Source organism: Embleya sp. NPDC005971 (assembly GCF_040629175.1).
In the GTDB taxonomy this organism is placed as follows: domain Bacteria; phylum Actinomycetota; class Actinomycetes; order Streptomycetales; family Streptomycetaceae; genus Embleya.
Genome location: NZ_JBEXUX010000040.1, coordinates 1 through 21,656 on the forward strand (window position 1 = coordinate 1; position 21,656 = coordinate 21,656).

At 70.3% G+C, this 21,656-nt stretch carries 21 protein-coding genes; 12 read left to right on the plus strand and 9 right to left on the minus strand.

Going from position 1 to position 21,656, the window contains the following annotated elements; translation table 11 throughout:
• Positions 1-506: 506 nt before the first annotated feature.
• The 3 genes from ABZ374_RS29850 to ABZ374_RS29860 all read right to left on the minus strand — a co-directional run bounded on the left by ABZ374_RS29850 (position 507) and on the right by ABZ374_RS29860 (position 4,746).
• Positions 507-2,627: a hypothetical protein gene (locus ABZ374_RS29850; protein WP_360316689.1), complete on the minus strand. Its 2,121-nt coding sequence runs from the start codon at positions 2,625-2,627 to the stop codon at positions 507-509.
• A gap of 218 nt (positions 2,628-2,845) precedes the next feature.
• Positions 2,846-3,496, minus strand: coding sequence for a response regulator transcription factor (locus ABZ374_RS29855; RefSeq protein ID WP_360316691.1), 651 nt, complete (start codon positions 3,494-3,496; stop codon positions 2,846-2,848).
• Complete coding sequence (locus tag ABZ374_RS29860; protein WP_360316694.1) at positions 3,493-4,746, minus strand: histidine kinase; 1,254 nt, start codon at positions 4,744-4,746, stop codon at positions 3,493-3,495. Before ABZ374_RS29860 ends, ABZ374_RS29855 begins: the two co-directional genes overlap by 4 nt.
• 159 nt (positions 4,747-4,905) lie before the next feature.
• Here ABZ374_RS29860 and ABZ374_RS29865 point away from each other — a divergent pair, with 159 nt between their 5' ends.
• The 4 genes from ABZ374_RS29865 to ABZ374_RS29880 are packed head-to-tail and all read left to right on the plus strand — an operon-like array spanning position 4,906 to position 9,316.
• The gene (locus ABZ374_RS29865) at positions 4,906-5,631 is read left to right on the plus strand and encodes an ABC transporter ATP-binding protein (RefSeq protein ID WP_360316696.1); all 726 of its coding nucleotides are present in this window, start codon (positions 4,906-4,908) and stop codon (positions 5,629-5,631) included.
• Complete coding sequence (locus tag ABZ374_RS29870; protein ID WP_360316699.1) at positions 5,628-6,410, plus strand: ABC transporter permease; 783 nt, start codon at positions 5,628-5,630, stop codon at positions 6,408-6,410. The genes ABZ374_RS29865 and ABZ374_RS29870 overlap by 4 nt, the downstream gene beginning before the upstream one ends.
• 54 nt (positions 6,411-6,464) lie before the next feature.
• Positions 6,465-7,847, plus strand: a complete 1,383-nt coding sequence (locus tag ABZ374_RS29875; protein ID WP_360316702.1) for an FtsW/RodA/SpoVE family cell cycle protein — start codon at positions 6,465-6,467, stop codon at positions 7,845-7,847.
• Positions 7,844-9,316 (plus strand): penicillin-binding transpeptidase domain-containing protein, encoded by a 1,473-nt coding sequence (locus tag ABZ374_RS29880; protein WP_360316704.1) that lies wholly within the window; start codon positions 7,844-7,846, stop codon positions 9,314-9,316. Before ABZ374_RS29875 ends, ABZ374_RS29880 begins: the two co-directional genes overlap by 4 nt.
• Positions 9,317-9,355: 39 nt before the next feature.
• Here the strand turns inward: ABZ374_RS29880 and ABZ374_RS29885 are convergent, their stop codons facing one another.
• Entirely contained in the window at positions 9,356-9,964 is a 609-nt protein-coding gene (locus tag ABZ374_RS29885; protein WP_360316707.1) for a TetR/AcrR family transcriptional regulator, read from the minus strand.
• A gap of 138 nt (positions 9,965-10,102) precedes the next feature.
• Between ABZ374_RS29885 and hpnH the strand changes: the two genes are divergently transcribed.
• Entirely contained in the window at positions 10,103-11,107 is a 1,005-nt protein-coding gene (gene hpnH / locus ABZ374_RS29890) for an adenosyl-hopene transferase HpnH (RefSeq protein WP_360316710.1), read from the plus strand.
• A gap of 789 nt (positions 11,108-11,896) precedes the next feature.
• On the opposite strand, the gene ABZ374_RS29895 is transcribed toward hpnH, so the two are convergent.
• From ABZ374_RS29895 to ABZ374_RS29905, 3 genes are all read right to left on the minus strand, one after another.
• Positions 11,897-12,205: a hypothetical protein gene (locus ABZ374_RS29895; protein WP_360316713.1), complete on the minus strand. Its 309-nt coding sequence runs from the start codon at positions 12,203-12,205 to the stop codon at positions 11,897-11,899.
• A gap of 265 nt (positions 12,206-12,470) precedes the next feature.
• Positions 12,471-12,974 (minus strand): hypothetical protein, encoded by a 504-nt coding sequence (locus ABZ374_RS29900; RefSeq protein ID WP_360316716.1) that lies wholly within the window; start codon positions 12,972-12,974, stop codon positions 12,471-12,473.
• 93 nt (positions 12,975-13,067) lie between these two features.
• On the minus strand, positions 13,068-14,279 hold the full coding sequence (locus ABZ374_RS29905; protein ID WP_360316719.1) for a helix-turn-helix transcriptional regulator: 1,212 nt from the start codon (positions 14,277-14,279) through the stop codon (positions 13,068-13,070).
• A gap of 98 nt (positions 14,280-14,377) precedes the next feature.
• On the opposite strand from ABZ374_RS29905, the gene ABZ374_RS29910 reads away from it, so the two are divergent.
• The 6 genes from ABZ374_RS29910 to ABZ374_RS29935 all read left to right on the plus strand — a co-directional run bounded on the left by ABZ374_RS29910 (position 14,378) and on the right by ABZ374_RS29935 (position 19,616).
• A complete protein-coding gene (locus ABZ374_RS29910; protein ID WP_360316722.1) occupies positions 14,378-15,067 on the plus strand; it encodes a haloacid dehalogenase-like hydrolase in 690 nt (229 codons plus the stop codon).
• Between the two features lie 603 nt (positions 15,068-15,670).
• Entirely contained in the window at positions 15,671-16,198 is a 528-nt protein-coding gene (locus ABZ374_RS29915) for a helix-turn-helix domain-containing protein (RefSeq protein ID WP_360316725.1), read from the plus strand.
• A gap of 39 nt (positions 16,199-16,237) precedes the next feature.
• Complete coding sequence (locus tag ABZ374_RS29920) at positions 16,238-17,143, plus strand: hypothetical protein (RefSeq protein ID WP_360316728.1); 906 nt, start codon at positions 16,238-16,240, stop codon at positions 17,141-17,143.
• A 70-nt stretch (positions 17,144-17,213) separates the two neighbouring features.
• Positions 17,214-17,645 (plus strand): transcriptional regulator, encoded by a 432-nt coding sequence (locus ABZ374_RS29925; RefSeq protein WP_360316729.1) that lies wholly within the window; start codon positions 17,214-17,216, stop codon positions 17,643-17,645.
• The gene (locus ABZ374_RS29930) at positions 17,642-18,649 is read left to right on the plus strand and encodes a hypothetical protein (RefSeq protein ID WP_360316732.1); all 1,008 of its coding nucleotides are present in this window, start codon (positions 17,642-17,644) and stop codon (positions 18,647-18,649) included. The genes ABZ374_RS29925 and ABZ374_RS29930 overlap by 4 nt, the downstream gene beginning before the upstream one ends.
• Positions 18,650-18,809: 160 nt before the next feature.
• Positions 18,810-19,616, plus strand: a complete 807-nt coding sequence (locus ABZ374_RS29935) for a zinc-dependent metalloprotease (protein ID WP_360317033.1) — start codon at positions 18,810-18,812, stop codon at positions 19,614-19,616.
• A 60-nt stretch (positions 19,617-19,676) separates the two neighbouring features.
• Here the strand turns inward: ABZ374_RS29935 and ABZ374_RS29940 are convergent, their stop codons facing one another.
• On the minus strand, positions 19,677-20,078 hold the full coding sequence (locus ABZ374_RS29940; RefSeq protein ID WP_360316735.1) for a hypothetical protein: 402 nt from the start codon (positions 20,076-20,078) through the stop codon (positions 19,677-19,679).
• Between the two features lie 153 nt (positions 20,079-20,231).
• Between ABZ374_RS29940 and ABZ374_RS29945 the strand changes: the two genes are divergently transcribed.
• Positions 20,232-20,828 (plus strand): hypothetical protein, encoded by a 597-nt coding sequence (locus ABZ374_RS29945; protein ID WP_360316738.1) that lies wholly within the window; start codon positions 20,232-20,234, stop codon positions 20,826-20,828.
• Positions 20,829-20,844: 16 nt separating this feature from the next.
• Here ABZ374_RS29945 and ABZ374_RS29950 read toward each other — a convergent pair whose 3' ends face one another.
• Positions 20,845-21,600, minus strand: a complete 756-nt coding sequence (locus ABZ374_RS29950; RefSeq protein ID WP_360316741.1) for a GntR family transcriptional regulator — start codon at positions 21,598-21,600, stop codon at positions 20,845-20,847.
• Positions 21,601-21,656: the final 56 nt, after the last annotated feature.

Genomic DNA, 21,656 nt, shown 5'->3' on the forward strand with positions numbered 1-21,656 from the left:
GAGCGGCGGAGCCGCAAAACGTTGACTTCGTGGCCCGGAGCGAAGCGAAGGGACACGAAGTCACGAGCGAGGGGCCACTTTTTTGTGGAGGAGCCTGCGACGGAACAAAAAAGTGGCCCCTCGCGAGCCGGCGCCGAAGGCGCCCGACAAGAAGCAGCGTTGCATCGCCGAAAGCCGCCCACCCGCTCGCTACGCTCGCGACCCGGGCCGTCCCGCCGGTTCCGCTCACGACCGGGGCCACCGTGCTCGCTGCGCTCGCGTCCCGGCCCAGCTGTGGAGTCCGGCTCACGCCTCGGGCTTCTCGACTCGCTCCGCTCGCAAGCAAGCCCCATATGTCCGATTCGGCTCGCGCCTCAGGTCTCTCGACTCACTCCGCTCGCAACCAAGCCCGGATGTCGGGCCCGACCTGCGACCGCAGTCCACCGGCTCGCCGCACTCACAACCACGCCCGACCACCGAATTCGGCTCGCAACTCCACCCCGCCCACCCCACCCACAACCCACCCCCTACCCAAGCCCCCGAACCGTCCCCCCGTTCCGCAAGTTCCCCACCACCGTCGGAACCGCCGGACCTGCCGGACCTGCCGGACCTGCAGAACCCACCGACCCCACCGACCCCACCGAAAGCCCCCCACCCGCCCCCTTGACCACCACCTGCCGCCCCTCCCCAACCCCGGAAACCACCCCCGACACCACCACCCTCACCACATCCCGCGTCCCCGCCGCGACCAAATACCAGGCGCCCGTCCGCGAGCGCCACCACGTCGAAGTGACGATGTCGTTGCCGGAACGACTGCACGCAGGCGAATCAACAAGCCGGTTCACCGTCTGCGCGCCCGTCGCACTCGCCCCCGGCGGCAGGAACTGGACCACCACGTCGCCACCACCCCTGCGGTCGAACGCGTGCAGGCACGACCACATCGCCTCCCCGGCCGCCTCGGGCAGGTCGAAGTGCGCGAACTCCCAGTTGTTGACCAGCCGCAGCCCCCGGCCACGCAACGTCTCCAGTGCGCACGCGGTCCGCGACCACACGCCGAGTGCACGTTCGCTCGACGCCGCCTCGGACGGCCGCCCGGTGTGGGCGTACTCCGGCGGCGGCATGTACGTCAGGTGAGTCGCGGACAGTTCGCCCAGATCCGCGAGCAGGTAGGGATGGTTGTCGGCGGCGCGCCTGGCCAGCAGTTCGAGCACCGGCACGGTGACGCAGCCCTTCCCGGCCGTACCCGGGTCGGGCATCGGAGCCGTGACGCCGCCGGTGATCGCGAGCGGCCTGCTCTTGTCCTCGGGCCGCCGCAGGTCCCGCACCGCGGCCTCGTCCACCCAGGGCGCGAGCAACATGCGAACCCCGGCCGGATCGCGGCGAAGCACCACGGCCGAGGCGGAGCGCTCGTCCGAGTCGTCGGCCGCGGCGACGTCGAGGGTGCGCCTGCCGTGGTCGTCGGTATAGCGGGCCAGGCGCGTGCCGTCGGCGAGGAGCACGACGGTCGCCCCCGCGACGTCGCCCGCGTACAGCACACGCGGGACGCCCGTCGGCGGACCGACGGCGGTGCCCCGGCCGAGCGTGACCGCGGTGCCGTCGTCGGGGTCGGCCCAGGCCCGCATCGCCCGTCGGGTCAACGCCTCGTCGCCGGCCCGGGCTCCTCGGGTGGACCACACGTCGAAGTCCAGTCGGGTCGTGCCGACCCAGGCACCGGCCGGAATCGATCGCGGCGGACCACCGACCACCCGTGCGGCGGACGTGGCCCGGTCGGCCCGGCCGCCGTCGCCGGTCGAGGGTTCGCTCCCGCTCATCGTGTACCAGGCGATCGTGGCAATGGCGGTGGCCGAGGCCAGGACGCCCAGCGCGAGGTGCCGACGGCGCCGACGGCGCAGCAGGTCCGACGGGGTGGCCCGAAGGGTGCACGGGTCGAACGGGTCGGCGCGCAGCACGTCGGGGGTTAAGCCGGGCCCGTCCGGATGCCCGGCCGGGCGGAGCGCGGGTCCGCCGGCATCCGCCTCGGTCTCGGCGGCCAGGACGTCCTCGACGCCGGCGGCGAGCAGGAATTCGCCCGCCTCGACGGGGTCCAGGCCGTCCAGCACACGCAGGACGAGAAACGCGCGGGCCGGGCCGGACAACCGGCCGAGCGCCTGCTCGATCGCCGGCTCGTCCGCGTCGCCGGTCGGCGGGAACAGCCGCAGACCCCAGACCTGCGGCAGCAACACCCGATGCCGGCCGGATCGGTTCGGGCGCAGCGCACCACGCACGACGTGCAGCCGGACGAGATCGGCTTCGCTCATCTCCACGACGCCGGGGCGGCGTCCGCGATCGCGCAGCCGGCCGGGCAGTGCGTCCTGGACCAGGGCGTGCGCGGCCAGTACCCGCCGGTGTCGCTCCATCGCAGGCGGCAGGATCAGGTAGGCCAACCGCACGAGTTCGGGGTAGCGCCCGACCACCAGGGCCTCGGTGCGGCGCACCGCCCCCTGCTCCAGCCGGCGTCGGCACAGGTCGACGAGATCGGCCCGGGCCCGCCGCGCCCGCCGCCGGACACTCCGCTCGTTCCGATCGCTTCGATCGGCCCCCGCGTCGGGGCCGTTCGAACCGGCTCGGGCCGCCGGGTCGGGTGTGCTCTCGTCGCCACCGTGTCGCATGTGGGATCCCCTCTCGCCGCGCCCGGGTCGGCGCCCGCGAATCGGTACGGGGCCCGTGCGCATGATGGCCAACGAGCACCGTCGGGAGGGGTCACACCTAATACGAACATCTATTTTTGTGTTGCCATGTGCTCACGCCGGTCGCACCGTCCGGCGGTGCCGGCGATCGTGTCGATCCGGCCTGCGGACTCGACCTTCGAACTCGGCCGATCCGACGGTCAGCCCGGTCCGACGAAACCCGACTGGTAGGCGGCGATCACCGCCTGGGTGCGGTCGCGGGCCCCCAACTTGCCCAGCAGCGCGCTCACATGGCTCTTCACCGTCTCGGTGCCCAGGAACAGTTCGGCGGCGATCTCGGCGTTGTTCAGCCCCCGGGCCATCGCCCGCAGCACATCGGCCTCCCGGTCGGTGAGATTGGCCCGGGCCACCGCGTCGCCGCCGGCCGCCTTCCCGTGGCGCTCGACCAACGCCCGCAGCTTGGCCGGGAACACCAGGGAGTCTCCGGTGGCCAGGGCCCGTACCGCTCCGGTGATCTCGGCAGGGCGGGCCCGTTTGAGCAGGAAGCCGTGCGCTCCCACCCGGAGCGCCTCGTAGACGTATTCGTCGTTCTCGAAGGTGGTGATGATCAGGATCTTGGGCGGCTGGTCGAGATGGGCGAGCAGGTCCCGGGTGGCCTGGATCCCGTCCACCCGCGGCATCCGCACGTCCATCGCGACCACATCCGGGCGCAGCGAGCGCACCAGCGAGAGCACGCCCGCGCCGTCGTCGGCCTCGCCCACGACCTCCAAGTCGGGCTGCGCGCCCAGGATGGCCCGCAGACCCGCCCGGACCAGTTCGTCGTCGTCCACCAGCAGGATCCTGATCGTCACGACGCCCACCGTAGAGGTAGGCGCACATGCACCCGCCAATAGTCCTCGTGCACACCGGCGGTGGCCTCGCCGCCGAGCAACGCGGCCCGCTCGCGTATGCCGCGCAGACCGCTGCCGCTGCCGGCGCCGACCACCCGCCGCTCCCCTACCGCCGCGGGCGCGCTGCTCAGCACGAGCAGCTCGACGTCGTGGTCGTCCACCGTGACGGTGACGTCGACCGGCACGGGGCCCGCGTGCCGCAGCACGTTGGTGAGCGACTCCTGCACGATCCGGTAGCCCTCCCTGGAGATCACCGCCGGCACCGCGTCGAGGGCGCCCGATACCCGCAGTTCGACCGGGGCTCCCGCGCCGCGCGTGCCGTCGATCAGGAGCTTGAGCTCGGGCAGGCCGGGTCGAGGCGCGGCGGGCTCCGGTGCGTCACGCAACAACAACAACATGCGTTCCAGGTCTTCCAGGGCCTGCCGGCCGGTCTCCTCGATCGCTTCGAGCGCCCGGTTCGCGAAGCCGGGGTCGCTGTCGAGCAATTGCCGGGCGGCGCCGGCCTGAAGCACCGTCACCGACAGGGCGTGACCGATCGAGTCGTGCAATTCACGGGCGAGTCGATTGTGTTCGAGCAGTTGCTCGGTCCGCCGCTCGGCTGTCGCGAGGCGTTCGTTCGCGGACGGTCCGAGCAGTCGGGTGCCGAGCCGGGTGAGCAGCCAACCCACGCCGGCCAGGTAGTAGAGCGCCCCGACGATGAGCAGCAGGCCGAGCGGGATCAGCCACCAGTGCCCGGCACCGCCCGCGAAGGTGAGCCCGCCGAACTCCATGCCGCCGTCCGTGCCCGGCGCCACGATCATCGCGACCCCCGTGAACACCGCGTGGCCGGTGGGCGCCAGACCGAGCCAGGCCAGGTCGACCCGCAGCACCAGCCACAGTGCGGTGCGCCACCGATCCGCCCAGCCCTGGGACCGGGTGACCACGATGTCGCTCTCGTCGCCGGGACGCAGCAGCAACCTGGCCAGGAACCCCTCGAACCGGCGCGCCTCGGCGAGCAGCCCGAACGCGACCAGGATCGGAATCGGGGCGACCAGCAGCGCCAGGCCGTCGGCGGCGCCGCTGTCCCCCTCCAGGCCGGGGTACACCAGTGCGACCGCGACGCCCAGGGCCAGCGCCGTGAACAGGTGGAAGGCCCGCGTGTACGTCGTCGGCGCGACGAGCGGCCGGACGAGGTGGGTGAGCGATGGGCGAAGCGGCGCGATCCGGGACATGCGGCCATCCTGCCGGGTCGCCGCGAGCACGACCTCCCCCGGCCGGGGGAGAGCGTCCCCACGGTTGGGGGATCCGGCGCGGGGCCCCGGAATCGCAGTCTTGAGGCACCGCAGCAACCGGGCGGCGCCCACTCCGAAGCAGCCGAGGGAGCACAGCAGATGATCCGCATCCGCAACCTGACGAAGCGTTATGGCGACGTCCTCGCGGTGGACGACCTCGACTTCGAGGTCGCCGCCGGCACGGTGACGGGCTTCCTGGGTCCCAACGGCTCGGGCAAGTCGACCACCATGCGGATGGTGCTCGGCCTGGACCGCCCCACGGCCGGTGCCGCGACGATCGGCGGCCGGGTCTACGGCGAGTTGCGCGAGCCGCTGCGCCATGTGGGAGCGCTGCTCGACGCGGGAGCCGTGCATCGGCGCCGCCGGGGCCGCGACCATCTGCTCTACCTCGCGCGGTCCAACCGCATAGCGGACTCCCGGGTGGACGAGGTGCTCGACCGGGTCGGTCTGACCGACGCGGCCCGGCGTCGGGCCGGCACCTACTCGCTCGGGATGCGCCAACGGCTGGGCATCGCCGCCGCGTTGTTGGGCGATCCGGGGGTGCTGATCTTCGACGAGCCGGTCAACGGCCTCGACCCGGAGGGCATCCGGTGGATCCGCGACCTGATCCGGTCGTTGGCCGGCGAGGGGCGCACGGTGTTCCTGTCCAGCCACCTCATGAGCGAGATGGCGCTGACGGCCGATCATCTCGTGGTGATCGCCGCCGGTCGGTTGTTGGCCGACACCTCGCTGGCCGAGTTCGTCGGCGAGGGCGAGTCGTTGGAAGACGTCTATCTCCGGCTGACCGCCGGACACGAGCAGTTCGTGGGAGGTGGCCGCGCGTGAGCACGGCAACGACACAGGTCGGCGGTGCGTTCCCGGCCGCGCTTCATGCCGAATGGACCAAGCTCCGCTCGGTGCCCTCGACCCGATGGCTGCCGGTGGTCGTGGTGGCGCTGACGGCGGGCATCGGCATACTGGTCGACGCGTTCGTCGCCGAGGGCCAACGTCGCGAGGACGGCGCGGAATACGACCCCTTCACTCTCGTGCACTACGGCATCAACATCGGCCACCTGGCCATGGTGGCCTTCGCGGTGCTGGTCGTCGCCGGCGAGTACGGCAGCGGCACCATCCACGCCTCGCTCGCGGCGGTGCCCGATCGCCGCGTGTTCGCCGCCGCGAAGTTGACCGTGATCACCGCGGTGGCGCTGGCCACCGGCGTCGTCTCGAGTCTGGCCTGCACGCTGTCGGCCCGGGTGTTCCTGCCCGAGGGCGACATCTCGCTGACCGCCGCGGAGACCTGGCGCACGGCCTTCGGTCAGGTGGCCTACCTGCTGCTGTTGGCGGTGATCTGTGCCGGCGTCACCTTCGTGCTGCGCACGCCGATGGCGTCGCTGGGGGTGTTGATGCCGCTGGTCCTGCTGGGCACCACCGCGCTCACCGCGATACCGGGGGTGCGCAAGGTGGCCAGGTTCCTGCCGGACCGGGCCGGGCAACGCATCATGCGGCTGCGGGACTTCAACGCCAACGAACTCGATCCGTGGACGGGCTTGGCGGTGATGGCCGGCTGGGCGATCGTCGCCGCGGCCCTCGCGATGATCGTGGTGCGCCGGCGCGACGCCTGACACCAGGTGCGCCCCTCCGGTTACCCAGGGTCACTTGTGGGCATTCCAGAGCGCATGTCCAGATGGCGGCGGCGCGAAACGGCGGCAGGGGAACCCCTGCCGCCCACCCGGCGCAACACCGAACTCCTGCTGCTCGTCTTCGCGGTCCTGGTCCCCGTCTTCGCCTATGCGAACGTCGGTCTGGCCATGGACGGCTCGATCCCGCCGGATACCGCGAAATACGGCCTCGGGCTCGGTTTTCTCGTGCTGGTCGCACACATCCTGGTGCGTCGCTTCGCACCGTACGCCGACCCGGTGCTGCTGCCCATCGCCGCGCTGCTCAACGGCTTGGGGTTGGTCCTGATCTACCGACTCGACCTGGAGACACCGAAGGTGCAGGCCGCGCCGTCGCAACTGATGTGGTCGGCCATCGGGGTGATCCTGTTCGCGGTGGTGATGATCGCCGTGCGCGATCACCGCGCCCTGGGCAAGTACGCATATCTCGCGGCGGCCGTGGCCCTGTTCCTGATGATCGTTCCGGTCTTCTTCCCGGCGATCAACGGCGCCAAGGTGTGGATCCGGCTCGGCCCCTTCTCGCTGCAACCCGGCGAGTTCGCCAAGATCGTCCTGGTCGTGTTCTTCGCGTCCTACCTCGCCACCACACGCGAGACGCTGATGATGATCGGCCGCCGGTTCTGCGGTGTGAACCTGCCGCGCGGCCGCGACCTCGGCCCGGTCGTCGCGGTGTGGCTGGCTTCGGTCGGCATCCTGGTCCTGGAGCGCGATCTGGGCACGTCTCTGCTCTACTTCGGCGCGTTCGTGGTGATGCTCTATGTCGCGACCGCCCGGATCGGCTGGATCCTGGTCGGCCTGATCCTGATCGCCCTCGGTGCGTTCGTGGTCGGCTCCGCCGAACCCCACGTGCACAGCCGGGTGCAGAACTGGCTGGATCCGTTCGCGAGCATCCACGCCGGGCTCGGCGCGGGCCAACTGGCCCAGTCGCTGTTCTGCTTCGCCGCCGGTGGCCTGCTCGGTGCCGGCCTCGGCCTGGGGCATTCGATCCTGGTCGGCTTCGCCGCCAAGAGCGACTTCGTCCTGGCCACCGTCGGCGAGGAGCTCGGACTGACCGGCATCGCCGCGCTGTTCGTGCTCTACGCCCTCCTGGTCGCCCGCGGCTTCCGGGCCGGCCTGACCGCGCCGGACCCGTTCGGCTCGCTGCTCGCCTACGGGCTTTCCGCCGTGCTGGCCATCCAGGTGTTCGTGGTCGCCGGTGGGGTGACCGCGTTGATTCCGCTTACCGGCATGACCATGCCCTTCCTTGCCCAGGGCGGCTCGTCCGTGGTCACCAACTGGGCCCTGATCGCCCTGCTGATGAAGGTCAGCGACCGCGGCCGCCGGCCGCCCGCGCCGATCGAGGAGCCGAGCCTGTTGCCCGAGGACGAGGAGGTGCCCGCGTGATCGTCACCGCTCGGCGAGCCGCCGGTTTCTGTCTGCTGCTGCTCCTGGCACTGCTCGGCAATGCCACCTGGCTGATGGCGCACGAGGCCGACGCCTACGACCACATGGCGGGCAATCGCCGCCCACAGATCGTGCGTTACCAGCAGGAGCGCGGCGACATCCTGGTCGCCGGGCGGCCGATCACCGGTTCGCCACACACCGCCGGCACCTCCGACCTGGCCTACGGCCGCAACTACACCGACGGCCCGCTCTACGCCCCGGTCACCGGCTACGCGTCCCAGCTCTACGGCGCCACCCTGCTCGAAGGCGTCGAGGACGACCTCCTCGCGGGCACCGATCCGCGCCTGGGCGCCTGGCCGGTGATCACCGCGATCACCCGCCGGCGCAGCCCCGCCGGCAACGTCGCCACCACAATCCTGCCCGCCGCCCAACAGGCCGCGTTCGCCGGTCTCGCGAGCACCGGCAACAAGGGCGCGGTGGCCGCGCTCGACCCCACCACCGGCGCGATCCTGGCCCTGGTGAGCACGCCGTCCTACGACCCGGGCCGGCTGGCCGGTGCCAACAAGGCGACCCGGACCGCATGGACGGCGCTGGACACCGACCCCGACCGGCCGATGCTCAATCGTGCGCTGCGCGAGACCTATCCCCCGGGCTCGACCTTCAAGGTGGTCACCGCCGCCGCGGCGCTCGCCTCCGGCACGGTCGCCGATCCGGACGAGCCGACCACCTCGCCCGATCCCTATCCGCTGCCCGAGTCGCGCACCCGACTGGGCAACGAGGTCTCCGGTTGCCGCGACGCGTCGCTGCGTTACGCGCTGGCGATGTCCTGCAACACCGTGTTCGCCAAGCTCGGGGTCGACATGGGCGCCGAGGTGATGCGTCGGCAGGCCAGGGCGTTCGGCTTCGACGACCCGAAGTTGCGGATCCCGGTCGCGGTCACCGAGAGCGTGTTCCCGCGGAATCCGGATCGCCCGCAGACCGCGCTGTCCTCGATCGGCCAGTTCGACACCCGGGCCACCCCGCTGCAGATGGCGATGGTCGCGGCGGGTGTCGCCAACGACGGCGAGGTGATGCGGCCGTACCTGGTCGAGCGGCTCACCCGCGGCAACGGCAGCATCGTGCACACCACCGACCGGGAAGCCCTGGCCCGGGCGGTCGCTCCGCCGGTGGCGCGCCGACTGCAGAAGATGATGGAGGACGTGGTCACCACCGGCACCGGGGGCAACGGGCGCATCGACGGCGCCGTCGTCGGCGGCAAGACCGGCACCGCGCAGCACGGCGAGAACAACCGGGCCGTGCCCTACGCCTGGTTCATCGCCTACGCGAAGGCCGACGCCGCCGCCAAACCCGCCGTGGCGGTCGCCGTGGTGGTCGAGGACGGCTCGGCCGACCGCGCCGACATCACCGGCGGCGGCCTCGCCGCCCCGATCGCCAAGGCCGTGATGTCCGCCGTGCTGGCCGCCCGATGACACCGCCGCCTGACGCGCCGCGCCGGCTCCCGCGCCGCGTCAGCTCTTGCGCAGCCCGGCCAGCACCCGGTCGATCACTTGGCCCACCTCGCGCCGGGCGTTCGCCGGGTCCGCGGCCCGTGCGGTGTACATGCTCGCCTCCGAGATCAGCGACGCCAACAGCCGGGCCAGCGGCGGCACCGGCAACTCGTCGATCTCGCCGTTGTCCATCGCCTGCCGCAACCACGCGGCCAACAACCCGTGGCCGTGCTCGTCCACGAGCGCGTCCCACGACCCGGGCCCGAGCACCGCCGGCCCGTCGACCAGCACGATCCGCTGGAAGTCCCCGGTCGTGCACACGTCCAGGAACGACTGGAATCCGTGCCGCAGTTGATCCCATGGTTCGCTGGGGTGCTCCTGGGCATGACGCATCTCGTGGGCGACCAGCGTCTCGGCCGCCTCCGCCGCGACGGTCTCCATGACCGCGCGAAACAGATCGGCTTTGTCCTTGAAGTGGTGGTACAGCGCACCCCGGGTCACCCGGGCGCCGGCCACGATCTCCTCGGTGCCGGTCTGTGCATAACCCTGCGTCGCGAACAGCTCACGCGCGGCGGCCAACAGGGCCGCACGGGTGTCCGCGACATGTTGTGCCCGACGCGTGACCGCCATACAACCCCCACGTGACGTACAGCCTGTATGTTGAAGATGTTGTCATCATCGGGCACACCCGGGCAACGACGCCACGCCGAGTCGAGGTTCAGCGGACGCCGACGCCCCCGGGTTCGGGGATAGAGAGGACGCGAGGGCATGGGCCTGCCGCTGAACCTGGCTGTGAAAATCGGCACTCACCTGGTCAAGCAGAAGATCAAGCGGGTCGACAAGTTCGCGATGATCGTGGAGGTCGAGCCGCTGTTCGCCTGCAACCTCAAGTGCGGCGGGTGCGGCAAGATCCAGCAGCCGCACGACGTCCTACGCAAGCGCATGTCGGTCGAGCAGGCCGTCGCGGCCGTCGAGGAGTGCGGCGCGCCGATGGTGTCGCTGGCCGGCGGCGAGCCGTTGATGCACAAGCAGATCGACCTGATCGTCGAGGAACTGCTCAAGCGCAAGAAGTTCGTGATCATCTGCACCAACGCCGTGCTGCTGCCCAAGCACCTGCACAAGTTCAAGCCGAACAAGAACTTCGCGTGGATGGTGCACATCGACGGCCTGCGCGAGAAGCACGACCAGGCGGTGGACAAGGAAGGCGTCTTCGACGAGGCGGTGGCCGCGGTCAAGATGGCCAAGGCCGCCGGGTTCCAGGTCTACACGAACAGCACGTTCTTCAACACGGACTCCCCCGAGAGCATCGTGGACGTGCTGAACTTCCTCAACGACGACCTCAAGGTCGACCGGATCCAGATCTCCCCGGCCTACGCCTACGAGAAGGCCCCGGTGCAGAACCGCTTCCTGGGCGTCGAGCAGACCCGGAAGTTGTTCGCGTCGGCGTTCGCCGGCGGCAACCGCAAGAAGTGGCGGCTCAACCACTCCGCGCTCTTCCTGGACTTCCTGGAGGGCAAGCGCGACTTCGAGTGCACGCCGTGGGCCATCCCGTCCTACTCGTTGCTCGGCTGGCAGCAGCCCTGCTACCTGATGGGCGACGGCTACGTGCAGAGCTACAAGGAGTTGCTCACCGACACCGAGTGGGAGAACTACGGTCGCGGCAAGGACCCGCGCTGCGACAACTGCATGGCGCACTGCGGCTACGAACCCACCGCCGTCCTGGCCACCATGGGCTCCCTCAAGGAGAGCCTCCGCGCGGTCGTCGCCGGCTGATCCCACCCCGGGGTCGACGGCCCACCCCCGTCGACCCCGCCGCGCCGACGCGGACACACCGGAGTCCCACACCCCGACGGCCGGGTCGCCGCCCGGTCCGGCCCGATCGTCTGTGGGATCGCATCGAAAACGCGGTGCTCGGATGGCGAGCGGCCTGATCGTTCGCCGTGACGGAGTTCGAGACGAGCGTGCGCGACAACGAGCAACTCGTCCGGCATGCACCGTCGGGAATGCGGTTCGTGCTTCCGCAACAATCGATTGGGAAGCCCGGTCACCCCTCACCGGCAACCGGGCACTCGAAGGAACCTCCCGCGAAGGTGCAGGTGAACAAGCCTCCGACGGGCGAATCGCCTGGTGAGGAACGCTCCTGGACGTCGGCGCATCAAATCGGATGGTGATCGACACCCGATCCACGGGGGATCCGACCACCCTGGTCGTCTCCCAAAAATCTCCCAGGATTCTCCCGATCTGAACGGAACAAAAAAGCCCGCGCCCGGCCGCTGATGTGCGGTCGGACGCGGGTGCGTCGAGGCGGCCCCGGGAGGGCGGCAATCCTGTGCGGAACCGCCTCGACGCGCTCGGGGGGACAACCTCCGGAACTTTCTCCGGCCGGGTCGGGTCGTGATCCCGCCGGAAAGGAACCCAACCGTTCTACCGGCGACGACCCACAGGAGGGGGTTCTACCGGCGGGTTGGACTCCGCTCGATGGGTTGCGTGTCGGGACATCCTCGGATTTTTGGGAGCATCCCATTCGGCACGAAACCCGACTGTGCATCCGGAATTTGAGGGCTATCGCAGCGTGTTGCCCCCGCGCATGAACGCCGGCAACCAGGACGGCGGGTTCACGTTCCCCGGCATCGCCGCGTACCGCTTGGACATGATCTCGTCGTTGCGGGCGACCTCATCGCGCAGGATGTCCGTGCGTTCGTTCTGATCGGCGTGCGCCAGGAGTGCGGCGACCAGCGCGGGAAGGGTGTGTTCCGGGACGGCGAACGTCTGGAACTCCCAGCTTCCGTCCGGCAGCTCGTACCGTGCTCTCAACAGTCCGGGGTCGTACTCGTAGTCGAGCAGTTTCCAGTCGGGTTGGGGCTGGGCCATGGGCTCTCCGCAGGTGGGCTCGTCGTCGTCAGGTCGGTTGCCGGGTCGGCGATCGTGTAGGGGCGTTGCGGACCGGCTACTTCGTAGGTGATCAGCCAGCCCTCGTCGGTGTGGAGGGCGTGGAGGACGGGACCGCGGCGGTGGGTGAGGGAGCAGTGCCGTACCCATTCGCCGACCGCCCACGGAGGACCAGTCGGTGCGTGCATGGCTGTCCTTCGGCGGATACCGGCCCGCCGGCAGCCTGGGGCCGGGCGGAGCGGGAAGGTCAACTTCCTTCGGGCAGTGCGCCGGCCGCAAGCGTGTGCACGGCCATCCCGATGGCTGCGCACAGGCGCGCCCCGTCCGTGAGGCGAACGTCGCCGTGGATCATCCGGGGATGCTCGACCCACCAGGCGATCGGTTGCTCGGGGGCGGATGGCGGCTGTGGGGTGGGCAGCCACATGTACGTCCCCGTGGACAGGAACCGTGTCGGCGCGATGTCCGCGAGGCCGGATTCGGCCATGAGGCTGTGCCACCGCTCACTGTTGCGAGGCTCGACGAGGAACGACAGCCTGCCCAACTCGGTGCCCACGACGGGGCCGAGGTCGTCGGCGGCCTTGAGGAGCGAACATGCTTCTCGCCCGAGGTCCGCTCCGACCACGACGACGTCGAACAGGGGCCCGACGCAGACGACTCGAACTCGTGGTCCGTGGAGCTGGCTGGCGATGCCTCCGACACCGGGAGAGGTACCGACCCGGTCGAACCACTCGGTGACCTGCTCGTCTTCCACTTCGGCTCCTTCGATCGACAACCGACGAAGGCACCATAGGTAGGAACGAGGGGGGCTACCCGAGCTGTGGGTTCGGGCAGCCCCGCAGCTCGGTCAGTTCGCGAGCATGCCCATGCGCGCCGCGAGCGCGGCGACCTCCCGCGAGTAGGAGGGCCGCGCCCGTTGCCGCAGCCCTCGCACCAGCTCCCGCACCAGGAGGCTGTTGTGCACGTCCTCGGGCGCCACACGCTCGGCTTCCTTCAGGTGCAGGAGCACGGCAGGGTCCTCCCGTCGTTGTTCGTAGCAGCGGGTCAGTTCGAGAAGGTGGGTCGCCTGGCGTTCGATCGAGGGCATCGCGTAGGGGTCCACGCCCTGGGCGATGCGCAGTGCGGCCCCCGTTTGGCCCGCCTCCATCTCGATGGAGACCTCGTGCATCAGGACGTTCGCCGGCCCGAACACGGTCCATTGCACGTTGCCGTCACCGGTGATCCGGGCGGCGGGGGCAGCGTGCTCACGCAGAACGCTGCGAGCTTCCCACCAGCGGCGGCGCCGGGTCAGCGCGACCGCGACGACCAGGTGCAGGGATCCGTAGAGTGCGGCCAGGTCGGGGGACGTCTGCCAGTCCCCGAGTTCGGCCGCGGCGCGGCGGGCCACGAGTTCGGCTCCCTCGGGTTCGCCGTCCGCGAGGAGGACGTGTCCGAGGTTCCAGTCCGATGTTGCCATGCGCAGGGGATCGTCGGCCTCCTGCGCCGAGCGTCGAGCCCGATCGGCGGCCAGCAGGGACAGGTCCATGCGGCCGGTCCGTTTGCAGTAGGTCCGGAGCAGGGCGTAGAGGTCGGCGGCGATGCGGTGTGCGTCGCGGCGCTGGCGTGTCTCGCCCGGGGCCTTCCGTGTGCGCAGCGCGTTGTCGACGTCGGCGATCAGCGGTGGCAGGAGAAGGCCGGTGTCGGAGAACCGAGTCGGGGAGGATTGGTAGGTGCGCCATGCGGTTTCGACACGGTCCCGTAGGGCGGGTAGGTCGGGCAACGAGTCGGCCGATAAGGGACGGAGGCCCATCAGCGCCTTCTCCACCTCGTCCAGCCCGCTGCGGACTCGATCCTCCTGGGCCTGTTGCGGTTCTCCGAGGAGCGCGGAGGTCGGGACGGCCAACTCCTTGGCCAGGGTGTGGAGAACGGCGATCGTCGGGGTTTTCAGGCCGCGTTCGATCTGTGAGAGGTAGTCCTCTGCGATGCCAGCGAGGCCCGCGACGGCCGCCTGTGTCCTACCGCGTCGTGTCCGGTAGAAGCGCACGCGTTCCCCGATGGGGATGTCGCTCGCAGGGCTCATTCCGATCCTCGCTTCACGTATTCGGGCTTGGCTCCACGGTAGGCGGGCAGACCATGCGACGCTGGCCGGACGGACCGATACACACCCGGAGAGTGACCATGCCCCGCCATCGTCTCGTCCTGTGGGACATCGACCACACCCTGATCGACACCGGAGGCGTCGGCCGCGAGGTGTTCGCCGACGCCTTCCATAAGGTCACCGGCGTGTCCATGCGCGAGCAGGCGAGTGTGCACGGGCGCACCGAACAGGTGATCTTCGCCGACACCGCTCGCCTCCACGGCCTCGCCCCGGACTCGTTCGACTTCGCCGACTTCGCGAACGCCCTGGCCGACGGCTACCGGGGGCGGGCTGCCGAAATGCGCGAGCGCGGCCACGCCCTACCGGGCGCCGCCTCCGCTCTCGCCGCCTTGGACGAGCAGGAAGGCGTCGTGCAGACCGTGGTGAGCGGCAATCCGCGCGCCGTCAGTCACGTCAAGTTGGAGGTGTTCGGGTTGGACGAGCGCATCGATTTCGCGCTCGGGGCCTACGGCGACGACCACACCGCGCGGCCCGAGCTGGTACGTGCCGCCCGCGAACTCGCGGGACAGCGCTACGGCATCTTGTTCGACGAGACCAACACCGTGATCATCGGAGACACACCGGCGGACGTGGACGCGGGTCGAGAAGGCGGCGCCCGGGTAATCGCCGTCGCCACGGGAGCAAGCGGTAGGGATGCCCTGAGTGGCGCGGACCACGTCTTTGCGGATCTCTCCGAAACCGCAGCCCTGGTCGAACTCGTCTGTCGGTAGCGGCACTCCGCCACCTCAGGCCATGGCCCGCGATCCCTACGCCTGGGGCGACCCCATCCACGGGCACGGCGACCGTCGGTCCACATCGCTCGGCGGACTTGTCGGACCGGCCTCGTACAGTGTCGAGATGCGCGACACCCCCACGTCCGACGCAGCCCAGGCCCGGCAGAGCGCCGCCCACGCAGCGGTCACCGCCCACTCCGCCTGGTGAGTGAGTAGGGACCGGCTCCAGGCCGAGGTGCGGGGCGCCGCCGTCGCACTTCACCGGGCGCGGGAGGCCCGCTCCGAGTAGGGCGAGCGGCCAGCACCGACACCACCGAGCCCGCCGCGCTGATCAGCGCGGCCACCACGTCCCACATGACGCCTCCCAGGTGGGCCGGGTGGCCCGTGGGGAGAGCGTGGCGGGTGGAGGGACGGGAGCGGGCCGGTCGAACCGGCCTGTGGGCAACTCGGGGGCTGTGGACGTGAGTTGGATCTTCACTCGTTCGGATGAATGCCTGATGCGATCCACCCGAACCCGTTGCGGTCCTAATTTAGGACCGCTAGTGTTGCGGTCATGAGGTCAGGGAGCCCTCCCAGACCCAGCCGGAAGGAACGGCCACCATGAACACCGACCTCACCACCGCCGAAGCCGCAGACCAGGCCCGCGTCACCCTCGCGACGGTCCGCCACTGGTGCCGCTTCGGAGCCGTCGCCGCCCGCAAGATCGGCCGCCGCTGGGCCATCGACGCCGCCAGCCTCGCCCACCGCGTCGCCCTCGGCATCCGCCGCGCCAAGCCCGCCGCGCCCAAGCCGGTGGTCTTCAGCGTCGAGAACATGGTCGCCATCGGCGGCAGCCGCTGGACCAAGGCCGGCAAGGACCGCGTCTACCTCAACGACTGGGCCACCTACGCGGGCCTGGAGACCGGCCGCTACAACACCGGCAACATCGCCTCCGCCTCCTACCAGGGCGAGCGCATCTCGAACTCCCAGGCGTACAAGATCCTCGGCTCCATCGACAAGGTCTGGTTCGACGCCGCCGACGGCAAGCTCCACTGCCGCTTCGGGATCACCGAGTCCCGCGTCGCCACCCGCGAGGACGTGTGGGACGCCATCTACAGCGGCATCCGCGCCGCCATCGCCGCCCTCTGAACCGCTCCACCACACAACAGAGACAGGAGCACCATCACCATGAACGCCACCGCCACCGTCCGCGTCGTCGAACTCACCGAGCCCGCCGAGCTGTACCGCCGCTACGACGGCGAGATCACCGCCCAGCCCGCGTACATCGAACTCGACCTGCGCAACGGCACGCTGCTCGCCTCGTACAACGCCGAGATCGGCAACGCGGTCCCGTTCAGCGTCCACCACGGATTCGAGCGCCGCTGGGACGTGTCGCAGCGCGAGCACCTGACGCTGAGCGTGCCCACGGCCGACGCCGCCAACGCCTTCATGAAGCGGATCGCGCCGCTCGCCGACCGCATCCTCGCCGACTGGGAGGAGTACTGGGACGGCAACAACCACGTCGCCCGCCTCGGCGAGGACGCCCTCGCCGCGGAGGAGGCGATCGAGGCGCTGGTCGACGTGCCGTGGGACGAGGCCGACCTGGTCGCCGTGTGGGACGTCGACGGCGCGACCAACGGCGACGAGGTGACCGAGTACGGCATCACCGCCGACACCACCGACGAACGCCTCGACGAGATCGAGGAGGAGATCCGGGTGAGCATGGCGGGGGCGGGCGAGGGCGACGTCGTCGTCCTCGACGGCGTCGACACCTACCTGGGCGGGCTGCGCGACGAACTCAAGGCCGAAGCCGCCGAGGCCGAGGACTCCGGTCCGACCCCGGACTGCTTCTCGATCTCCCTCGACCGCACCGGTTTCGACGACGGCACCAACTGGGCCGAAGAGGCGACCGAGCAGTGGATCGCCGAGGCCGAGCGCCTCGGGTTCGGGATTCGCGTCGAGAGCGAGGAAGTCCCCAACCCCGAGCGCCAGGTGGCGATCGTCCGCCGGGACGACGAGACCCTGTGGGTGATCAACATTCACGGTGACGACACCCTCCGCGCCGAGGTGATCGACGGCGCTCCCTCCGCCTGACACGCACCCACCCCAGGATGCTCCCCGGTCGCCGCCGCGGCCGGGGACCGCCCGCACGAGGAGCTTCCATATGAACAGGCCCATGACCGACGCCGAACTCCGTCTCACCCGGGACAGGCTCGGCGTCACCGGCGAATGGCTCACCGCCCACCTGCGCATCGACCCCAGATCCGCCCGACGCTACGAACGCGGCACCCGCCCCATCCCCGAGGACGTCCGCACCCGCGTCCTCGCGTTCGCGACCGAGACCGACGCCTTCGTCGACAGCCTCGTGCGGGAACTCTCCGCGCAGGAACACCCCGTCGCGATCGTGCACCGCACCGACGCCGACTACCGCGCCGCCGACCCGAACGGCGACAAGCCCGCCTCCTGGCACCGCCACGCCGTCGCCCGCGCCGCCGAACGCGTTCCCGACCTGGAGATCCGCTACTCCACCACGTCCGGACCCGAAGTCGACCGGCGCCGCGGCGCCCCCGACACCCGAAACCCGGCCTCGACATGACGATCAAACCCGCACCCCCCGTCCTCGCCCGCCACCTCCCCGAACTCCGCGCCGACCTCGTCGCCTGGCTCCGCGACCCCGGCCCCGAAGGCGGCCCCGCCATCTGGGCCCGCGGCCACGAACCCACCCTGGCCAACACCGAACGCCAAGCCGCCGACGACTGGGCTCGCGCGTTGAGCATCGCGGAACTGTTCGCCGTCAACGCCCCGATGACCCGCCTCGCGGTCGCCGCCGGCGCCGCCCTGCCCGCCTACCGACTCCACCCCGAAGACCTCCCCGCCACCCACGGACTCCTCGCCTGGGAAGAACCCGCCACCGACCCCCACGAAGGTGGCAACCTCGTCGGCGCTCCCATCGTCGGCATCTCCTGGGCCGTCCACGGCGGCGGCGTCCACATCCGCACCTGGGTCCACCGCGACGACTGGGCGCACTACATGGCCCAGGGCGACCCACGCGCCGGCATCCGCGACCTCACCCCCGCCGAGACCACACACATCATCCGGACGAACCCGGCCATGCTCGTGGCCATGTCCGGCGGATACCTCCCCTTCGGCCGCATCCCCGGCTGGCTCACCAGCCCCGACGACACCACCGACATGAGCCTCACCGAACTCGAAGACCTCTCCCGCTCCGCCACCCGACAGGAACAAGCCGAACGCGCCCTCGTCGTCACCTGGCTCCTCATGGGGCAAACCCTGAGCACCGTCGAGGACGTGCGCGCCCCGCGGGCCTCGGAGAAGCGCATCGCCCGCATCGACCCGAACCTGCTCGGCACGGTTCGCTGTGTGCAACTACGCCACCGCAACGCGGCGCCCGTTGCCCGGGGCGAGCAGGACGTCGGGCGCGCCTACCGGCACCGGTGGATCGTGCGTGGGCACTGGCGCAACCAGTACTACGCCTCTCGCGAGGAGCACCGCCCCATCTGGATCGACCCCCACACCAAGGGGCCCGACGGTGCGCCAATCCTGGATCCCGAGAAGCTCGTCAACGTGCTCCGCCGGTGACGGGGAAGCGTCCGCACTCCGGCCGTCGCCCGAGATCACTCGTCCGAGTGCACATGACCCGACAGCGACCGGGCACCGCGTGGCGGCGGCTAGCGTCACGGACTCCGAGGCGGGAATCGGCCCGCCATCCAGAGACGGGTACCCAATGGTTCGGTTGGACGTGGTTGACGAGGTCGGCATCGGAAAGGCGGCCGAGCACCGTGTACGAAGCGCCGTGAACGACGTCGTGGGCTCGGTCGAAGACGTCTGCGAACTCCCCGTGACCGACGTCGTGGTCCGGCTGGTCAGCCCGAAGCAAGCCGCCCGGCACTTCGCGAAGTTCGCCCGCTCCGTCTTCGCGGGCGAGCACATCCTCGCCCCCGATGCCACGGACAAGGAACGCCAAGTGGTCCGCATGGCCTCGCGGATGCTGCCGGGGTTCCTCTACGCGGTACGCCGGGTCATGTGGCCGGTCATCAACGGCCAAACCATCCAGGGTACCGACGGGACACCCGAGATTCTTGTACTGCCACGAGTCTGGTCACACCAGCGCACCACCGACAACCTGCTGCGGATGTACATGGCACACGAGTTGGGCCATGTCGTACAGAACGGCTCGGCTCCCTGGGTGGCCGCAAGATGCCGGACCCTGCTGGAGGCGAAGGCGGACCTCCCGGAGGTCTCGATCTTTGCCGAAGGTCACGCGACGTGGGTCCATCGGCGTGTCAGCGAGCAGGTACTCGGTTCGATTCCACATCCCGGCAAGTCCTCGCTGCGGACGCGGGGAACCGTTCTGCTGTGCCGGTGCCTGCCCGTCCTGCCACCGCAGCGCAACTACGAGGAGGGAGAGCAGTTCGTGAGCAAGGCAGTCGCGCACGGCGGGATCGGCATGGTGAATCGTGCATGGGCGGACCCTTCGCTCGTTCCCACGGCGTCCGAGATTGCCGATCCTGGCCAATGGGTCACTCGGGTCAAGGCCACAGCCTGAGAAACAGCAAGCTGCCCCCGCCGCCGCCCACAAAGGGGAGCAGCGGGGGCTCGTGCGTGGTCAGCGGTCCAAGGTTCGCTCGATGTCGGAAATGCGTTCGAACGCGCGGTGGATCTCCCGTGCCTCTCTGCGGTAAGTCGCGAGGGCCTGCGGGATGACGTGTACCGGGACGTGGTCCTTGAGTTCTCGGCGTAGGTCCGAGTAGCCCTGCCGCAGTTCGGCGAGTTCCGCCTCCAAGTGGTGCCGTGCCAGGCGGATCAGGAGCCTCGGATAGCGGCGCAGGACCTCGTGGTCGCGGTAGCCCGGCGGGCACATCTCGTACAAAGCCTCCGCCGTGCGGGAGTCCAGGGCGGGCGACGGCCTCGGGCTGGCGGGTCCGGCCCGGTGGCGGGCTTTCTGGCGCGCGACGTCGAACCGGCTGGGCTGCTCCCAGTCGGGAGTGACATCGTCGTGATCGTTCATACGTTCGAATGATCGCATCCTGCCGTGCGCCGGCAACCGGAGCCCGACCCGCAGGTCACTGCCGCGGTACGGGCGCGTCGCGATTCGGTGATCGCCCTGCCGAGTGATCGCCGCCGACGGTACGGTGCCGGCACCTACGACCTGGGGGGGTCCATGCGCTCACGTACCACCGCGGTGATCGGCGCCGTCCTGCTCGCCGCCACGCTCGCCGGATGCAGTTCGGGCGGCGGCGACCACACGAAGGAAACGCCGGTGAACCCCGGCGTCACCCAGCCGCCCGGCACGGCCGCGTCGGCACCTGCGGGAGTCCTGGGCAGACCGGTCGTCCTGTCCGGTGGCCTGGAGGTGACGACCGATGCGGAGTTGCTACCCGTGTTCACCGGGGTCCTTGCCTCGACGCCCAACGGGCAGGTCAACGCGGCATCGTTGTCGGGCGGAGCCCTGCCGGCCCGGGTGCGGATCAGCGTGACGAACCGCGGCGACGCACCGTTCGATCTGTCGCATGTGTTCGTGCGGGAGGTCGTGGGGACCACGTCGGGCGGGGTTGCGGCCTACACCGACTGGGCCAGTGTCAAGGAGAAGAAACTCGCGGGCCTCGTGGCGCCGGGCGCAACCGGAGAGGGCACCGTCTCGTATTCGGTCCCGCCGACGGTCGCCTCCGGATTCCGGATCACGATCGCCGTTCTCGACGGCGCCGGAACACCGTCGGACGTAGTGGTGAACGGCTCCCTGCCCGCACCGCCGGTGTGAGGACAGGGTCGTTCGCTCATCGGGCTTCGGGATGGCGTTCGACGGCGTAGCCGACCGAGAACAGATCCGCCGACATGCGGGTGTCGTTGATCTCGACGACGGTTCCGTCCGGTCCGGTCGTGGTGCGGGTGATGCGCAGGAGGGGCGTTCCCGGGCGTAGTCCGAGCCGTCGGGTTTCGGTGGGCGTGGGCATGCGGGAGCCGATGGTCTCCTCCCACGCGAGCGGACGATGGCCGAGGTCCTGTTCGAGGCGGTCGTAGATTCCGCCGGGGCCGGTGTCCGGCTCGGCCAGGCGGGTTCCGCGGGCGATCGCGGCAGGCAGGTAGCTGGTGGCGATCTGCATCGGCGTTCGGGTCTCGGGTTCGCCGATGATCCGGTCCCGGACGAGGACGTCCTCCCCGGGTCGGACGCCGAGGCCGGCTGCGATGTCCGGGGGCGCGGGTGCCCAGCCGACCGTTGGGGTCTCCAGTGCGCGCCAGCCCTGGGCGGTGGGGTCGAAGTAGTAGCCGATGTCGTCCCGGTACACCCTGCGGGTGCGGACGAGGCGTTTGGGAGTGGTGCGTTCGCGGACCACGGTCCCTCGCCGTCGGACGACGTCGACCAGGCCCTCGGATTCGAGGAGGGCGACGGCCTCGCGGACGGTTTGTTTGGCGATGCCCCGCTCGGTGGCCAGGTCGACGATGCGGGGAAGCGTCGTCCCGGGCAGGTAGGTCCCGTCCAGGACGGCGCGGCGCAGCTCGGCGGCGAGGGAGAGGTACGCGGGGGCGGACATGACGGCCCTCCATGATCGAGAAAATTGATTGTCCTAGCTCTATTGACGCACACCGC

Excerpts from the sequence above, each read along its gene's own strand:
- ABZ374_RS29850 (WP_360316689.1), bottom strand. The coding sequence starts at position 2,627 with ATGCGACACGGTGGCGACGAGAGCACACCCGACCCGGCGGCCCGAGCC.
- ABZ374_RS29860 (WP_360316694.1), bottom strand. The coding sequence starts at position 4,746 with ATGTCCCGGATCGCGCCGCTTCGCCCATCGCTCACCCACCTCGTCCGG.
- ABZ374_RS29865 (WP_360316696.1), top strand. The coding sequence starts at position 4,906 with ATGATCCGCATCCGCAACCTGACGAAGCGTTATGGCGACGTCCTCGCG.
- ABZ374_RS29875 (WP_360316702.1), top strand. The coding sequence starts at position 6,465 with ATGTCCAGATGGCGGCGGCGCGAAACGGCGGCAGGGGAACCCCTGCCG.
- ABZ374_RS29885 (WP_360316707.1), bottom strand. The coding sequence starts at position 9,964 with ATGGCGGTCACGCGTCGGGCACAACATGTCGCGGACACCCGTGCGGCC.
- hpnH (WP_360316710.1), top strand. The coding sequence starts at position 10,103 with ATGGGCCTGCCGCTGAACCTGGCTGTGAAAATCGGCACTCACCTGGTC.
- ABZ374_RS29895 (WP_360316713.1), bottom strand. The coding sequence starts at position 12,205 with ATGGCCCAGCCCCAACCCGACTGGAAACTGCTCGACTACGAGTACGAC.
- ABZ374_RS29905 (WP_360316719.1), bottom strand. The coding sequence starts at position 14,279 with ATGAGCCCTGCGAGCGACATCCCCATCGGGGAACGCGTGCGCTTCTAC.
- ABZ374_RS29910 (WP_360316722.1), top strand. The coding sequence starts at position 14,378 with ATGCCCCGCCATCGTCTCGTCCTGTGGGACATCGACCACACCCTGATC.
- ABZ374_RS29915 (WP_360316725.1), top strand. The coding sequence starts at position 15,671 with ATGAACACCGACCTCACCACCGCCGAAGCCGCAGACCAGGCCCGCGTC.
- ABZ374_RS29920 (WP_360316728.1), top strand. The coding sequence starts at position 16,238 with ATGAACGCCACCGCCACCGTCCGCGTCGTCGAACTCACCGAGCCCGCC.
- ABZ374_RS29925 (WP_360316729.1), top strand. The coding sequence starts at position 17,214 with ATGAACAGGCCCATGACCGACGCCGAACTCCGTCTCACCCGGGACAGG.
- ABZ374_RS29930 (WP_360316732.1), top strand. The coding sequence starts at position 17,642 with ATGACGATCAAACCCGCACCCCCCGTCCTCGCCCGCCACCTCCCCGAA.
- ABZ374_RS29940 (WP_360316735.1), bottom strand. The coding sequence starts at position 20,078 with ATGAACGATCACGACGATGTCACTCCCGACTGGGAGCAGCCCAGCCGG.
- ABZ374_RS29945 (WP_360316738.1), top strand. The coding sequence starts at position 20,232 with ATGCGCTCACGTACCACCGCGGTGATCGGCGCCGTCCTGCTCGCCGCC.
- ABZ374_RS29950 (WP_360316741.1), bottom strand. The coding sequence starts at position 21,600 with ATGTCCGCCCCCGCGTACCTCTCCCTCGCCGCCGAGCTGCGCCGCGCC.